This is a genomic window from Flavobacterium sinopsychrotolerans, assembly GCF_900110375.1.
Taxonomy (GTDB): domain Bacteria; phylum Bacteroidota; class Bacteroidia; order Flavobacteriales; family Flavobacteriaceae; genus Flavobacterium; species Flavobacterium sinopsychrotolerans.
In genome coordinates, this window is sequence record NZ_FODN01000001.1 from 121,180 (window position 1) to 137,609 (window position 16,430).

The 16,430-nt window shown below is 35.3% G+C and carries 16 protein-coding genes; 9 read left to right on the plus strand and 7 right to left on the minus strand.

The window, feature by feature from the left end:
* Positions 1–47: 47 nt before the first annotated feature.
* From BMX64_RS00535 to BMX64_RS00550, 4 genes are all read left to right on the plus strand, one after another.
* Complete coding sequence (locus BMX64_RS00535; protein ID WP_091164657.1) at positions 48–281, plus strand: hypothetical protein; 234 nt, start codon at positions 48–50, stop codon at positions 279–281.
* Entirely contained in the window at positions 271–567 is a 297-nt protein-coding gene (locus BMX64_RS00540) for a type II toxin-antitoxin system RelE/ParE family toxin (RefSeq protein ID WP_091164661.1), read from the plus strand. The genes BMX64_RS00535 and BMX64_RS00540 overlap by 11 nt, the downstream gene beginning before the upstream one ends.
* A gap of 33 nt (positions 568–600) precedes the next feature.
* Positions 601–2,739 (plus strand): methylmalonyl-CoA mutase, encoded by a 2,139-nt coding sequence (gene scpA / locus BMX64_RS00545; RefSeq protein WP_091164664.1) that lies wholly within the window; start codon positions 601–603, stop codon positions 2,737–2,739.
* Positions 2,740–3,067: 328 nt separating this feature from the next.
* A complete protein-coding gene (locus tag BMX64_RS00550; protein ID WP_091164666.1) occupies positions 3,068–3,586 on the plus strand; it encodes a hypothetical protein in 519 nt (172 codons plus the stop codon).
* A 72-nt stretch (positions 3,587–3,658) separates the two neighbouring features.
* Here BMX64_RS00550 and BMX64_RS00555 read toward each other — a convergent pair whose 3' ends face one another.
* From BMX64_RS00555 to dapF, 5 genes are all read right to left on the minus strand, one after another.
* Positions 3,659–4,300: a lysozyme family protein gene (locus tag BMX64_RS00555; RefSeq protein WP_091164670.1), complete on the minus strand. Its 642-nt coding sequence runs from the start codon at positions 4,298–4,300 to the stop codon at positions 3,659–3,661.
* A 97-nt stretch (positions 4,301–4,397) separates the two neighbouring features.
* On the minus strand, positions 4,398–5,312 hold the full coding sequence (locus BMX64_RS00560) for a DUF2279 domain-containing protein (protein ID WP_091164674.1): 915 nt from the start codon (positions 5,310–5,312) through the stop codon (positions 4,398–4,400).
* A gap of 2 nt (positions 5,313–5,314) precedes the next feature.
* The gene (gene mltG, locus BMX64_RS00565) at positions 5,315–6,355 is read right to left on the minus strand and encodes an endolytic transglycosylase MltG (RefSeq protein WP_091164678.1); all 1,041 of its coding nucleotides are present in this window, start codon (positions 6,353–6,355) and stop codon (positions 5,315–5,317) included.
* Between the two features lie 91 nt (positions 6,356–6,446).
* Positions 6,447–6,980, minus strand: a complete 534-nt coding sequence (locus tag BMX64_RS00570; protein ID WP_091164681.1) for a GNAT family N-acetyltransferase — start codon at positions 6,978–6,980, stop codon at positions 6,447–6,449.
* Positions 6,981–7,012: 32 nt separating this feature from the next.
* The gene (dapF, locus tag BMX64_RS00575; protein WP_091164685.1) at positions 7,013–7,816 is read right to left on the minus strand and encodes a diaminopimelate epimerase; all 804 of its coding nucleotides are present in this window, start codon (positions 7,814–7,816) and stop codon (positions 7,013–7,015) included.
* Between the two features lie 137 nt (positions 7,817–7,953).
* On the opposite strand from dapF, the gene BMX64_RS00580 reads away from it, so the two are divergent.
* A complete protein-coding gene (locus tag BMX64_RS00580; RefSeq protein WP_091164689.1) occupies positions 7,954–9,354 on the plus strand; it encodes a trypsin-like peptidase domain-containing protein in 1,401 nt (466 codons plus the stop codon).
* A gap of 158 nt (positions 9,355–9,512) precedes the next feature.
* The gene (locus tag BMX64_RS00585; protein WP_091164692.1) at positions 9,513–10,961 is read left to right on the plus strand and encodes a glyceraldehyde-3-phosphate dehydrogenase; all 1,449 of its coding nucleotides are present in this window, start codon (positions 9,513–9,515) and stop codon (positions 10,959–10,961) included.
* Between the two features lie 282 nt (positions 10,962–11,243).
* On the opposite strand, the gene BMX64_RS00590 is transcribed toward BMX64_RS00585, so the two are convergent.
* Positions 11,244–12,650, minus strand: coding sequence for an APC family permease (locus tag BMX64_RS00590; protein ID WP_091164695.1), 1,407 nt, complete (start codon positions 12,648–12,650; stop codon positions 11,244–11,246).
* Between the two features lie 356 nt (positions 12,651–13,006).
* On the opposite strand from BMX64_RS00590, the gene BMX64_RS00595 reads away from it, so the two are divergent.
* From BMX64_RS00595 to BMX64_RS00605, 3 genes are all read left to right on the plus strand, one after another.
* Entirely contained in the window at positions 13,007–13,375 is a 369-nt protein-coding gene (locus BMX64_RS00595; protein ID WP_091164697.1) for a hypothetical protein, read from the plus strand.
* Between the two features lie 17 nt (positions 13,376–13,392).
* Positions 13,393–14,898: a tetratricopeptide repeat protein gene (locus BMX64_RS00600; RefSeq protein ID WP_091164700.1), complete on the plus strand. Its 1,506-nt coding sequence runs from the start codon at positions 13,393–13,395 to the stop codon at positions 14,896–14,898.
* An 89-nt stretch (positions 14,899–14,987) separates the two neighbouring features.
* Positions 14,988–15,866, plus strand: coding sequence for an NAD(P)-dependent oxidoreductase (locus BMX64_RS00605; RefSeq protein WP_262987359.1), 879 nt, complete (start codon positions 14,988–14,990; stop codon positions 15,864–15,866).
* A 120-nt stretch (positions 15,867–15,986) separates the two neighbouring features.
* Here BMX64_RS00605 and BMX64_RS00610 read toward each other — a convergent pair whose 3' ends face one another.
* Positions 15,987–16,214, minus strand: coding sequence for a CDGSH iron-sulfur domain-containing protein (locus tag BMX64_RS00610; RefSeq protein ID WP_091164708.1), 228 nt, complete (start codon positions 16,212–16,214; stop codon positions 15,987–15,989).
* Positions 16,215–16,430 lie beyond the last annotated feature (216 nt).

Here is a 16,430-nt window from a genome sequence, read left to right on the forward strand (position 1 = left end):
AATACCAATGGAAAAGAGTATATTTACTTTACTAAAAACATAAAATAATGGAAGCCATAAGACAAATCGTTAAGGTGAAAAATCACAAAATAAGTATCACATTGCCGGATGATTTTAATGCTGATGAAGTTGAAGTGATTATTCTTCCAAAGTCGAATAATGTAGAAATCCCTCAATGGCAAATGGACCAAGTTAAAGAAAGAACTGAGAAATATCTTAAGAATCCTTCTTCAGCTCAAGATATCGATGATTTTCTAAAAGATATTGACAGTGAATTATAAAATTGTAATTGTAGAGGAAGCTAAACTTGATTTCAAAACAGCTTTGGATTGGTACAAAAGCATTCAACGTAGATTGGGCGATACGTTCTCCAATTCTTTTAAGAAAAGTTTAAAAATAATTAAGTCAAATCCGCTACTTTTTCAAATAAGATATGACAAGACCAGAGTAGCTTTAATTGAAAATTTTCCATACTTAATTCATTTCAACAACTACGATAACACAATTGTCATTACAGCTATTTTTCATACTTCACGAAATACTGAAATATGGATTGAAAGGAATTAAAATTTCAAAAAATATAATCTTTGCACTAAACAAATGAAAAGAAAAGATTTACAACATATAAAATTAGAGAGCACACCGTTGAAAGTGGAGAATGAAAATTCTTTGTCTGATGCTTTTCTAACCGCAGAGGGAATCGAACTAAAACCAACATATTCAGAACAAGATATTGAGCATCTTACTCATCTTGATTTTGGAGCTGGTTTTGCACCAAATTTACGCGGACCTTACGCTACAATGTACGTTCGCCGACCATGGACTGTGCGCCAATACGCCGGATTTTCGACCGCTGAAGAAAGCAATGCTTTTTACAGAAGAAATCTGGCAGCGGGTCAAAAAGGACTTTCCATCGCTTTTGATTTGCCTACACACCGCGGTTATGATTCGGATCATGAACGCGTAGTGGGCGATGTAGGAAAAGCAGGAGTTGCGATTGACTCCGTGGAAGACATGAAAGTATTATTCGACCAAATTCCGCTGGATGAAATGTCCGTTTCCATGACGATGAATGGCGCTGTTTTACCTATTATGGCTTTCTATATTGTCGCCGCCGAAGAACAAGGCGTAAAACCCGAATTGCTTTCCGGTACGATACAAAATGACATTTTGAAAGAGTTCATGGTACGAAACACATATATTTATCCGCCAACGCCTTCGATGAAAATCATTGCTGATATTTTTGAATTTACCAGCAAAAAAATGCCAAAATTCAATTCGATTTCAATTTCCGGATACCACATGCAAGAAGCGGGAGCCACTGCTGATATTGAATTAGCTTACACTTTGGCCGATGGACTGGAATACATTCGAACAGGATTAGCAACCGGAATGAAAATTGATGAATTCGCTCCAAGATTATCTTTTTTCTGGGCGATTGGTATGAACCATTTTATGGAAATTGCCAAAATGCGTGCGGGAAGAATGATTTGGGCGAAACTAGTCAAACAATTTGAACCAAAAGACGATAAATCATTAGCATTGCGAACCCATTGTCAAACTTCGGGTTGGAGTTTAACAGAGCAAGATCCTTTTAATAATGTAGCACGAACTTGTATTGAAGCTTCCGCAGCCGCTTTTGGAGGAACACAATCTTTACATACCAATGCATTGGATGAAGCCATAGCTCTACCAACGGATTTCTCGGCTAGAATTGCCAGAAACACGCAACTATATTTACAAGAAGAAACTAAAATCACTAAAACCGTCGATCCTTGGGCTGGCAGTTATTATGTTGAAAGCTTAACGAATGAAATAGCCGAAAATGCTTGGAAACTTATCGAAGAAGTTGAAGAACTGGGTGGAATGACCAAAGCCATTGAATCCGGAATTCCAAAACTTAGAATCGAAGAAGCGGCAGCCAGAAAACAAGCAAGAATAGACAGCGGTCAGGATATTATTGTAGGTGTCAATCAATACCGATTAGAAAAAGAAGATCCTTTACAGATTTTGGATGTGGATAACCAAATGGTCCGCAAGCAACAACTGGAGCAATTAGACCGAATCAAAGCCACCAGAGATTCTGAAAAAGTTCAGGATTCGCTGAAAAAATTAATCCTTTGTGCGCAAACTGGTGAAGGGAATTTACTGGAAATAGCTGTTGAAGCGGCCCGAAACCGAACAACCTTAGGAGAAATTAGTGACGCATTGGAAACGGTTTTTGGAAGATACAAAGCACAAATTAAATCCTTTAGCGGTGTGTATAGCAAAGAAATAAAAGACGACAAAAGCTTTGAAAAAGCAAAACAACTCGCAGATGAATTCGCTAAAAAAGAAGGACGTCGCCCACGAATAATGATTGCCAAAATGGGACAAGACGGACACGATCGTGGTGCAAAAGTTGTGGCTACCGGTTATGCTGATGTTGGTTTTGATGTAGACATTGGCCCACTTTTTCAAACACCGGCTGAGGCTGCCAAACAAGCGGTAGAAAATGACGTGCATATCCTGGGTGTTTCCTCTCTTGCAGCAGGACACAAAACGCTAGTACCACAAGTGATTGAAGAACTAAAAAAATACGGTCGAGAAGATATTATGGTAGTTGTAGGCGGAGTAATTCCGGCACAAGATTATCAGTTTTTATTTGATGCCGGTGCAGTTGCTGTTTTTGGACCCGGTACAAAAATCAGCGAAGCAGCTATTAAAATATTAGAAATTTTAATAGGGAGTTTCGAGTAAAAATAACTCATAAAAATTTTATGACTTACAAAGCATCAATCGAAAGGTTGGTGCTTTTTTTTTGTTAAAACACTGATAGTAAATCATTTAAATCCTATTAAAAAAATATGAAATTCTACCTTTATATTAACATTGTTTATGGAATACGTTAACACTCAAACCTTTAAAAAATAGGTAAATTTACATAAACTTATGATAATTTATATTTTAAATCATTGATAAACAGATAATTAAATATTTAAAAAAAAGGGGAAGAAAAGACAAGCCTTAGCATTCATTAGCATATTACAAGTATTAAAACTCATTAATTAATTTAAAACTAAATATTATGAAATCACTTATTATTATCATTCTTCTAAGTTTTTCTTTCACAGCATTGGCTCAGGTAACGGAGAAAGGAAAAATCAAAATTGAGGAACTCCCTGGTGTAGTCATTAAAAGGGTTGGAACTGATTTTTCAGTTTATGTCCCTGATAATAATCCGGACCAAAGAGTAAAAATAGTAGAAGAAAAATTCATTGCTTATGATCTAGGGAAAGATGCTGAAGGAGCTGAAGAATATCTAGTAGTAATGGAAGTAAAAAATGGTTCTTTGTCTGCTACTTATAATGAAAACGGAAAATTAATACGTGTTGTAGAAGAATTCAAAAACGTAAGACTTCCTAGTGATGTTATCTATTCTATCTACAGTACGTATCCGGGATGGACAATTGTAAATGATAAATTTCTCTACACACAAGAGGAAGGAGATATTATAAAAAAACAATATAACGTTAAAATTAAAAAAGATAAAGAAATTATTAAACTAGTGGTACGTCCCACTGGGGAAATTATTAAAGCTAAATAATCCTTTTAACGTAAAAGAAAGAGGCTGCTAAAATTATTTTTAGCAGCCTCTTTCTTTAGTATTTGTAACTAATTATATATTCTTGACATTTGCGTTGATATTTGCTACAATAAATGAAGTATCATAACCTCCAAACATTTTCATATAACTTTTTATAGAGCTCCCATATGCGTCTCTAAAATTACGCTTGCCTTTATTTTTAAAATATTTTTTTACAGTACCAGCTCCTCCAAGATGTGCAGCAGCCAATATACCGGATTCTGTGATACGAATGCCGTTCATAATTGTGCCCTCATATTTTTCAATTTCTTTTTTTAGCTCCCATTTATTTTTTGCCAGAAGTGCAATAAATGCTTTTTCTTGCAATTCAGGACTATTCAAAAAAGCGGACCTATTATGTATTCCAACCGATTTTAAGGTTTCTATACCAAACTGATATTTACCTAAATAGCCTAGAGAATTAACTGTTTTGTATTTACTCTCCGATTCTCTGTAGCCAATGGCTTCCTTAAAACCAATAAAGAAATTTCCGGTAAAAGGGATGTTTAAATTGGTGTATTCGCTTTGTTCTTCCGATGGATATAAGTAGTGTGTTCCATCTTGTTCACTGATAAGAAACCAAGGATTAGTTTCTAAATTAAAAGGTTTAAAACCTGAGCTCAAAAAAACTGTAATAACAGTCAGACTTGTGTAAAAATACCACTTCTTTATCATAAATTGTTTTTCTTCAAAACGCTGTCCCGTTAAGAAATTTCTATGCGCAAAGATACAACAAAAATAATAACGCTGATAATCAGTAAGTTAAACTTTTCTAAAAATAGATTAAGTGGTATTTTACATCGTTGAAACGCACAAATTCGATGGTTGGTGCAGGAATTTTAACGGTATTAAATACAGAAAAAACAGTCTTTAGAAAATGAGAATTAGTCTTTATTTTTGTTAAATCGACATCCAAACTCAGGTAAAATTGTCTGAATCGTTGTGGATTTATGGTCGAAAAAGGAATGTTAGTATCTCTATTTCCGGTTGTCATACCTTCAGCCCCATAACCCAATGCTAAATTCAGCCATTTTGGTATTTTAGAACCTTTAGCAAAAGAATGTAAATTGACCGAAAGCCAATAGGTTTGTCCATTGTAGTCTTTTAGAATTTGTTCTGTAAATGAACTTCCTAAAACCTCAGGTCTGTAGTCGGCATATTTTGTAGTATGAAAAGAGAATTTCGGCGTAATACGTTGTTCGTTCCAGATTAATTCTTGAGAAACATATAAAGCTGTACCAGAAGCGTTAGCAATGATGTCACCGGCAGAAGCACCCCATTCAGAAGAATATCCGTCTAAAACCTCAACGGCTGTTAGAAATGCTAAGCCAAGGCCAGCACCATACAGCAATTGATTTTTTTTAGTAGCTCCGCTCCAATGTAGCATTTCGGTACCAAACCGGCCCAAATGATACGACGAAAATACATGGCCGGCTTTATCCATCTGAAGCCACTCGGAATTGTCATTTATAAAATGAAAATCAGATTTGGGATACTCGGCATACCAAAGTTGGTTCAAGCCTATCAACGTTCCCGTGGCCAAAACAGCTTCCGAAATGATAACGGTATTTTGCCTTTTCTTATTTAAAGAATCGGAGGGTTTAAAAAAACTTTCCTCACGATTTTGTGAGAAACCAATTTGAAATCCAATAAACAATAAAAGTATAAGGAGTGCTTTAAATTTCAAAATTATCTTTTCACACCTTGACTGTTGATCCAATCCGAATATTTTTTGGCGTTTTTATTGTGTTCTTCTAAAGTAGCAGCAAACTCATGATACCCAAAACGCTCTACACTCGCACAGAAATAAATAAAGTTATTTTTTTCAGGATCCAAAACAGCTTCTAACGCTGTGATGTCAGGCATAGCAATAGGTCCAGGAGGCAGACCAACATTCATATATGTATTATAAGGATGCGACATTGTCAAATCATTGTAAAAAACTCTTTTGATTACCTGATTAAAATCATTCGATTTCTTTTTCATCGCAAATATTACGGTTGGATCAGCCTGCAATGGCATTCCAGCTCTTAAACGGTTCAAATACACACCTGCAATTCTTGGTCTTTCGTCTTTTTTTACGGATTCTTTATGCACTATTGAAGCCAAAATCGTTGCTTCAATTGGAGTTAACCCTTGTTTTTGCGCTTTGGTAACTCTTTCCTTATTCCAAAAATTACGGTATTCTTTAATCATTTTATCGCGAAACTTTTCAGCCGTTGTGTTCCAATAAATCTCATACGTATTCGGAATAAACATTACTAAAATATTCTCTTCATTAAACCCGTTTTCTTTCAAGAAAATAGAATCTTTGAACGTATTCAATAATGATAAACTGTCGGCTTCTATTTGAGAACCTACACGTCCCGCTAAATTTTCTACACGTTCCTGATTATTGAAAGCCAATTTTACAGGCGAATTAAGTCTCAAGGTTTTTACCAACTCATAACTGTTCATTCCTTTTGTGAATAGAAAACGCCCCGGAATTACATTATCAGAATAGCCTCTTTTACTGGCCACCATTTCAAAACGCTCCATATTCTCCACATAAGGTGCAATTATCTTCTTAACATCCTCGTATTTTGAGTCAGTTGGGACATAGACAAACACTTCTTTATCTGCAAATTTTGTATTGGCGGCAAAAATCTGACGCAAAATAATCAATCCGTAAATCATTAATATTGATATTAAAACAACAGACGTAATAGTGATGATTTTCTTGATATTCATATGTGGTATTATTTTTTTTTCTGGAATAATGATACAACTATTCCTCCTATTTGTTTGATTTTTAATTGATACTGGTTCAAAACTAAAAATTTTAAAATTTAGTATTGATTAATTGAAAAATAGCTTCGTCTTTATAAATACCGTTCACAAAGGTCCAGTCTTTCTTTACACCTATTATTTCGAATCCAAATTTAGTAAAAAGAGCTTTACTTGCTTCATTTTCGGTACCAATATTTGCATATAATTGGTGCAAATTAAGATTAAAAAAAGCATATTCGATTAATAACCCCAAAGCTTCGGAACCAATATTCTGTTTTCGGTTTTCGTTATTTTGGATAACGATGCCTACTCCAGCCCTATTATTCTTTGGATCAAAATCAAACAAATCGATTAAACCCAAAGCGGGAAAATCCTGATCCTGACAAATAGCCAATCGCAATTGCTTGGCTTCATAAATATCCTGATGGGCATTTTCTAAATATTGTTTGACTAAAAACCGGCTGTAAGGCGTATGTGTATTACTAACTTCCCAAATGCTCTGATCGTTTTCTATGGCATATACAAACTCCAAATCATTGGGTTCTAATGCTCGAATATAGATATTATCGCCTTTTAATGTTTTCATTTAGGTATTTGGTTCTTGGTTTTGGGTTTTAGTTAAATCTCAATCGTTCCTTTAAATACAAATTCAGCTGGTCCTTTCAGAAAAACATTAGTAAAATGTCCATCTTTTTTATCAAAAGAAACGACTAATTTTCCGCCTTCCACATTCAAATCAATGGAAGAAGCATCCGTTTTTCCCAACACATTCATTGCAATTGCAACTGCTGTAGCGCCTGTTCCGCAAGAAAGAGTTTCATCTTCAACGCCTCTTTCGTACGTTCGAAGCGAAAAAGTGGTATCGTCAATCTGTTTTACAAAATTGATGTTGCTTCCTGCTTTTCCGTACAAATCTCCGTATCGAATAGCGGCTCCTTTTTCCTTTATATTGTAATTTTCTAAATCGTCTACTAGTTGCACATGGTGTGGCGAACCTGTATTCAGAAACACATGATCTGGACTTATTTTTACCTCTTCAACATCAATCATTTGAAGTGAAACCAATCCGTCATCGCCAATTGTTGCGTGGTGTAAACCATCTGTGGCTATGAAAGTAGTGCTGTTCTCGATTACGTTGAGCTTTTTGGCGAAAGCCACTAAACACCTGCCACCGTTACCACACATGGAACTTTGGTTTCCATCTGAGTTGTAATAGACCATTTTGAAATCAGTGGCCGTTGCGAGATTCGAAGCAATCGTGTCATTTTCCAATAGAATAAGACCATCGCCTCCTATTCCCAAGCGTCTGTCGCATAAATGTGCAATAAGTTGTATATTCTCCTTTGGGAAAAATTCCGAACGGTTATCAACCATTACAAAATCATTTCCTGTTCCTTGGTATTTATGAAATTCTAGTTGCATTTTAATTTGTATTGAGTCCAACAAAAGTACGAACTATTAATGAAATGTTAATCATTGTTAAAGAGCGTTAAACTGTATTTTAAAAAAGCAATTTAGTTTTATTTTTACGGGTAAATATCTTAAAAAACGAATTTAATATGAAAAAATTTTCAACTCTATTTTTAGTTTCGTTGTTAAGCGGAGCGGTTACTCTTGGAGCTTACAAATTATTATTTGACACCAATGGATATTTTTCTAATGACAAAAGTTCAGCGGTTACCATGGCGTCCAATTCTTATGGCAAGAAAGTAGGATTATCAGCAGATGTCATAGATTTTACTGAGGCTGCAGAGAAAACCATCCATACGGTTGTTCACGTAAAAAACGTTTCGAGAAGAACAATAACGAATCCCATGTTAGAATATTTTTATGGGTATAAAGGCGGACAATCTCAAGAACAAGTGGGAACAGGTTCTGGAGTTATCATTTCTGAGGACGGGTATATCGTAACCAACAATCACGTAATCAAAGGCGCATCAGAAATTGAAATTACCTTAAACAACAAAAAATCATATCAGGCAAAACTTATTGGAACTGATTCAAAAATGGATATTGCCTTATTGAAAATTGACGCGGAGGAGAAATTACCCTATACCGTTTTTGCCAATTCTGATTCGGTGAAAGTCGGCGAATGGGTTTTGGCAGTCGGAAATCCATATAATTTAACTTCCACGGTAACCGCCGGAATTGTTTCGGCGAAAGCCAGAGATTTAGACACCAGCGGAATCCAATCTTTCATACAAACAGATGCTGCGGTGAATCCCGGAAATAGTGGTGGTGCCTTAGTGAATACGCGTGGTGAACTTATAGGAATCAACACGATGATTTCTTCCATGACCGGTTCTTACGTAGGCTATTCCTTTGCGGTTCCTTCGAATATTGCCCGAAAAATCATTGAGGATCTTATGGAATTTGGGAATGTACAACGCGGAATTCTGGGAGTTGAAGGTGGTGAATTAAACGGAACTGCTTCTAAAGAATTAGGGATTTCTCAAACACAAGGATTCTATATTAATAAAGTAACAAAAAATTCCGGTGCTGAAAAATCTGGGCTCACCAAAGGCGACATCATTATTAAATTAGACGAACAGAATGTTGCTACTTTTGCTGATCTTTCCGGATACATCAACACAAAAAGACCCAATGACAAAGTACAAGTTACATACATCAGAGACGGAAAAACGAAAATCATTCCTGTAATTCTGAGCAAAAATGAATTCTTCAGTACGGAATTCAAAGGCATTGAATTAGAAAATATTGAGGCTGCTGACAAAAAGAAATTCAAAATTGATTATGGCGTGCGAATTAAATCTATTAACACCCAAAATTTGAAACAATACGAAGACGAGTTGATCGGAAATATTATTTTGAGTATTGATAATATCAAAGCTACTGATGTGGAAACGGTTTCTAAACTTTTGAGTAAAAAAGAGGAAAACCAAACCGTACGCATTGAAATGATTAATAAAAACGGTGAAATACTGCGTGTAATTCTCTAACGCATTCCTTTTTTCAAAAACTAAAGCCATCTTAAAAAACAAGATGGCTTTTTTATTTTATAAATAAATCACAAAATAGCTTACGAAATCGATTGAAATGGGTAATTTTGCGCCAAATTTTAAAAAATACACTAACTTATTTTCATTAAATTTTCAACATGGACACCACAACTTTATACGAAAAAGAAGTTTCTTTTCAAGCCGACAGGCGACGTGCGGGAGTAAAACTGATTAAAATCATCAGCGATTTATGGTACGATAAATCCATTGAGATGGTCTTATTTCGCAATCAATTAATTGACCGAAATGTCAGTGACATCATCAACCTGCATGAATATGCCGGAGAATTTGTGGGCAAACCCATTTCTATCTTTGATTCTGTTAAAATTGCAAAAGCTATTTTAGAATTGAATTTACCTCCTGCAAAATTAGATATTGGAAAACTTACGTATGAATACCGTTTAGAAGATGAAAAATATCCAGACGCAAAGTATTTTGTAATTGACAAATTAAAAAACGCCAAAAACTCAGAGGAAATTCATCCAAAAGATGTGGTGCTGTATGGTTTTGGGCGTATTGGTCGTTTATTAGCCAGAGAATTAATGTCGAAAACTGGGAAAGGAAGTCAATTGCGATTACGCGCTATCGTAACACGCGATAAAAATGATGCTACTTCTCTTGAAAAAAGAGCTTCCTTGTTGCGATACGATTCTATTCATGGTGATTTTCAAGGATCCGTAACTGCTGACCCTGAAAATAATGCTTTGATTATCAACGGAACCACCGTTCATGTCATTACGGCAAACGGTCCTGAAGAAATTGATTATACACATTACGGAATTGATAATGCTTTGGTTATTGACAATACGGGTGCTTTCACCACACATGAAGCTTTGAGCAGACATTTAGTTTCTAAAGGTACCGATAAAGTATTGCTTACCGCTCCCGGAAAAGGAGTTCCTAATATTGTTCATGGTGTAAATCAAAACGAATATAATCCGGATGAAATCAACATTTTTTCGGCGGCATCGTGTACTACAAATGCTATCACGCCAATCTTGAAAGCTGTTGAAGATACCTTAGGAGTTGTCAAAGGACATTTGGAGACCATCCATGCCTATACCAACGACCAGAATCTTGTGGATAATATGCACAAAAAATACCGTCGTGGAAGAGCTGCAGCCTTAAATATGGTGATTACCGAAACGGGTGCCGGAAGTGCTGTTGCAAAAGCATTGCCTTCATTGGAAGGAAAATTAACCTCAAATGCGATTCGTGTGCCGGTTCCTAATGGTTCATTGGTCGTTTTGAATCTGGAAGTTTCAAGAACAACTTCGGTTGAAGAAATCAATGCCATCATGAAGAAATATGCATTGGAAGGCGAATTGGTGGAGCAAATAAAATATTCCATGAATAACGAGTTGGTTTCTTCGGATATCATCGGTACATCGCAGCCTGCTATTTATGACAGTAATGCCACAATTGTTTCAAAAGACGGAAAAAACATCGTGTTATACATTTGGTACGATAACGAATATGGTTATAGCCACCAAGTAATCCGATTAGCAAAATACATTGCCAAAGTAAGACGTTTTACGTATTACTAGCCTACCATTTACAGGTTGTGGCTTGCAGTTGTATTTTTTTTAGTTTTAGTTTTTAGTCTCCTTAGTTTTAAATTTAAGACAACCGCAACCCAACCTGAATTCAATAGAAAATCCGTCGCGTTATCAAAACGAGACGGATTTTTTTTGTTTTATGTTTTTTGTTATTCTACCAAATTGGAACGCAGATGACGCGGATTAAACGGATTTTCACTGATTTCTAAAAAAGTAATATTTGAAAATTCGATTTAACATCCAAAAATTCATAACTCATAATTAAAAAAACTACTCCTTAGCTTTTGTCAAATAATAAACCGGAATACCAATCAGCATAATCAAAACACCCCACCCACTGGTGCTGGTTTTAGTATACAACAAAGCAATACAAATTGCTGTGGCGATAATTAGATACAATCCCGGCAAAAATGGATATCCAAAAGCTTTATACGGTCTTTCGGCATTTGGCATTTTCTTGCGAAGAATAAATATTCCTAGGATCGTAAGGATGTAAAATATCAAAACGATGATAACCACAAAATCCAATAAATCTCCGTATTTCCCAGTAAGACATAACGCCGAAGCCCAGATACACTGAGCCCAAATAGACCAAGCAGGAACACTGGCATGATTCAATTCAGCGGCTTTCTTGAAAAAAACACCGTCTTGCGCCATCGTATAATACACTCTCGCACCCGCCATAATCAATCCGTTGTTGCAGGCAAAAGTTGAAATCATAATCATCACAGCGATAATTAGTGTTCCCACCGAACCAAAAATACTTTGCGAAGCCACAACAGCCACACGATCCGATTCGGCTGTAGCAATATCATACAAAGGCACAACAGCCAAGTACATGATATTAGCCAAAATATAAATTACACTTACAATCAAGGTTCCTAAAAACAAACTCAATCCCACATTTCGTTTTGGATTTTTTATTTCACCGGCGATAAAAGTGACTCCTTCCCAAGCCACACTGGAGAACATAGAACCTACTAATGCTGCCGAAATTCCAGATATCAAAGCCGTTCCGCTAATAGGCAACCAAGAGCCCGTTTCTACATTTAGTGTTTGTGACGTCCAGGCATTGGTCCAGTTCGCATCCCAAACTTCCGCTTTGGCAGCCATAAAACCAAAAATAATCAAACCTGCCAACGATAAAATTTTGATAACCGTCAGAACCGTTTGTAAAATCTTAGAATTTTTCACCCCGCGACTATTAATGTAACTCAACAAAATAATAGTAAAAATAGAAACAATCTGAGCCGCATTGAGTTTGAAATCCCCAATCTCATATAAAATATTTTTATCACTTAAAGGCGCGTACAAATAGGCGGCAAATTTAGCAAAAGCCACACCCACGGCGGCAATAGTACCGGTTTGAATCACGGCAAAAAAGCTCCAACCGTACAAGAAACCCACCAGTTTCCCGTACGCTTCCTTAATGTACACATATTGACCACCCGCTTTAGGAAACATCGCGCTCAACTCGCCATAACTCACGGCGGCAATCACCGTAATGGCGCCCGTAAGCACCCACATAGCAATCAACCAACCGGCCGATCCCAACTGCCGAACCATATCCGAGCTTACAATAAATATCCCGGAACCTATCATAGAACCCACCACAAGCATTGTTCCGTCAAGTAATCCTAATTCTCTTTTAAAATCGTCTGGTTTTTGGTCTTCCATATTTTTTGTTTTGGGGTTTTGGTTTTAGTTGGCTAAAGATATACTTTTTTTAGAAATTTCATAAAAAGGACGAAAAAAGTGAGATTGTTCCTTTGGGCGTGACCCTGCAGCAGCTTTGTCGTCCCTCCTCGCTACTTTGGGTCGGGCGGTACGCTGTATCTTTATTTTCTTAAAGAAAGAAAATAAAGGATGCCGCTTCCCTCCCTCACGCAAACCGAAATAACTATAACGTTTATTCTTTTCAATAAAAATTGTAAGAAAAATTTAATATATTTGAGAAAATATAAAAACGAAATAAAGTTTCGCCTATACTAGTTTGCAGCAATAAAAGCAAAAAAAAACTACAACAAATAATTATGAAAAAGGCACTAATATTTTTACTTATTACGACATTTATCACGCAGACAATTGGACAAACCAAAGAGAACAAAGCTGATTATAAAAAGTTGCAAGAAAAAATTGAAAAGATGGGATATGATAATCAAAACATTCAAAAACAATATGACAATCTTACCATCCAGTATCAACAAACTAATGACAGACTTAATAATTATCTAACTTTTACAGGAATTGTTGCGTCCATTTTTGGACTATTAATTGCATTAGCTGGAATTTATATAGGTTTCGAAAGTTTAAGATCACAAAACAGAAGAAAAGATGCAATTAAAACACTTGAAGACGCAAAGGGCTATGTAAACGAAAAAAAACGGAATTTGATATCTTAATTGATGACAAAAAGAAGTTGTTACAAAGTGAATATGATAAATTAATTCAACTCATTAAAGATAAACTTTTAAGTGACATAGCAATTGAAACTTCGAAAATTAAAGAGGCTGCAGAAAAAAAGACTGAAGAAATTCAAAGCCTTTCAGTTGAGCAGCAGACTAACAAGACAATTGAGTTACTAGAAAAAAGGCTTGAATTCTTTGAAAACGTTGGTATACCTGATGATCCAGAAATTCTTTTTTCAAAAGCAAAAATATTAAGAGAGAAAAATATGCATAAAGAAGCTATTTTACTCCTTGAAAAATTAGTTGATAAAGTGCCTTTACATAAAGAAGCTTATTGGTATTTGGGATTTGAATATTCTGAATTAAAAGACAATGATAATGCAATTAAAAATTACAAAAAACAATTAGAAATTAATCCTACTGATTCATCAGCCTATAACAATATAGCATTAAAATACAAAGCTAAAGACAACTTATTAGATGCATTAGAATCTCTGAATAAGGCTATTGAAAATTCCAACAAAAAGGAACTTTATTATACTAATAGAATTGATATTCTTAAAAAGCTAAACAGTTTTGATCGTGCAATTGAAGATTATATCAGTTTGTTAGGAATTAATCCGGATAAAGCTGACTACTATAATGAATTAATAAAGCTATTAAGGCACGAAAACAGAATTAACGATACAACAAATTTCTTTGACAAGGCAATTAACCATTTCAAAGAAAATGAACCTGAGCTTTCGAACAGCTTTAATTTTTCAAAAGCAACATTTTTAGGAGAGATTGGAAAAGAACAATCTGCAATTGAGATACTTCAAGTATTAATTGATAGTAATTACAAAATAGAAAGATGCTACATTAGAATTGCCGACTTAAAAAACAAGATTGGAAAGACCGAAGAAGCAATAAGTATTTTATCTAACGGTATTTCTAATAACCCGCTATCTTCAGAATTATATGTCTATAAAGCATACATTGAATCAGGAATTAGTGAGGATGATTCAAAATCTACCATTGATATTGGGGGTAAATCAATTAACACGGAGACATATTATTTCATTTCAGGAAGATTTTTTTATAAAAGAGATAAATTTACATTAGCTAAACATAGTTACAAAGGAGCATTGAAGTTAATAGAGGCAAAACTTCAAAATGAGAAAATTGAAGAAGGCGATTTAATGAACTACTATGAAACAACAATAATACTTCAAAAGTCATTGACTGTATTTAACGAACAATATCGCAAACTAATAGTTAGTGAAAAATATCTAATTATTTTGATGGTATTAGATATAATAAATAGACTTAATACTAACTTTAATGACGCCGAAAGAGAGAAGGCTATCACAGAAATAAAAAGCCTAAACATAGAAGCAAAAGATAAAGATTTGTTAAATTGGAATTTTGATGATATTAGTGGTTTTATCGAAAAAACAAAAGGAGGTGATTTAGCTTTTTTCACAAACAAATTAATAAAATATATAGAAAGAAAAATAAATTTAGATGAACTTTAAATTAATTACTGCTGGTAATCCCGACCGCGCTGATATGCCACAATCGTTCGCGCAGTTTTGCAAACTGTGCCCAGAATGAGCAAAATAATATAAATAACACAAAAACTATGAATACATTAAAATTAGGATGGACAGGTCTTGGCAACATGGGAAATCCAATGGTGATGAACCTACTCAAAGCAGGTTTTGAAGTAACTGTTTTCAATCGTACCAAAGAGAAAGAAGCGCCATTACTGGCTGGAGGAGCAAAATCAGCAAGCAGTTCGCAAGAACTAATGGAAACTTGCGACATCGTTTTGACCATGCTGTCCAATGACGCAGCTATCAAAGAAGTTTTTGAGGGACCATCAGGTTTATTGTCTAAATCCAATCCTGGCAAAACCATCATCAACATGAGTACGGTTGCTCCGGAAACCTCGCGTTATTTAAACACCATTTGCAAACAACATAAAGTACATTTTATAGACGCTCCCGTTTCTGGAAGTGTAAAACCGGCACAAGACGGAACGCTGGTTATTCTTGTGGGTGCTTCAACTGAAGATTACGAATTAGTAAAACCCATATTTGACGTTTTGGGTAAAATTGCGATTCATGTTGGCGAACCTGGCGTGGCAAGTTCGGCTAAATTGGCCATCAATTACTTATTAGGATTGAATCTTCAAGGCATAGCCGAAACGGTTTTATTTGCCGAGAAAAATGGCGTAAGCAAAGAAGACATGCTCAACATCATCAATCAAGGTGCTTGTGGAAACGGAATCACGAATATAAAAACACCTTCTATTCTTAACGATTCCTATCCGGCAGCATTTGCTTTGAAACATTTAGTCAAAGATTTAAGACTGGCCAAAGAAGCCGGACTCGATTCCCCGTTGATTCATCCTTTGTACGACAGTTATGCAGCAGCAGAACAAGAAGGATTAGGCGATCAAGATGTGATGGCAATTATCAGCAGTTTGAAAAATAAGTGATATTTGAATAGCAGTACATTCAGCGAATAAACCATTGATTTTAATTGGTTCAAATAATAAACAGTAAAGCTAAATCTTTAGGATTTAGCTTTTCATATTTAATCGAATCAGAAAACGATATTACTTCGTTTTCATTGGAGGCAAGTCAAATGCAGCTGATTCATGCTCAAAACCATTGCGGTGGGAACCATCACAAAAAGGTTTGTTTACGGATAATCCGCAACGGCAAAGACCTAGAGCGGTTCTTCCTTCTAATCCGTATGTTTTTCCTTCGCAGTCTGTTATTTCAAAATCGCCTTCTATTTTTATAGATCCATTGCGATTGATTGTTAGTTTAGTCTTGCTCATAATGCTTTTTAATTTTTAGAGTTCAAAGATTGCAAAATATTTCAGGACCTTTTTGCATTGCTGTGCTTTTTTATGATTCCAAATCGTAATTTACATTAATTCTATTTTGTGTAACCCGATATCGAGGAAATTTGATTGGGTAAGACTTTCCAAAAATACACTCTTTTCTGAACGAACAATCAGCATCAAATAATCAATCTACTAAACAAATAATTG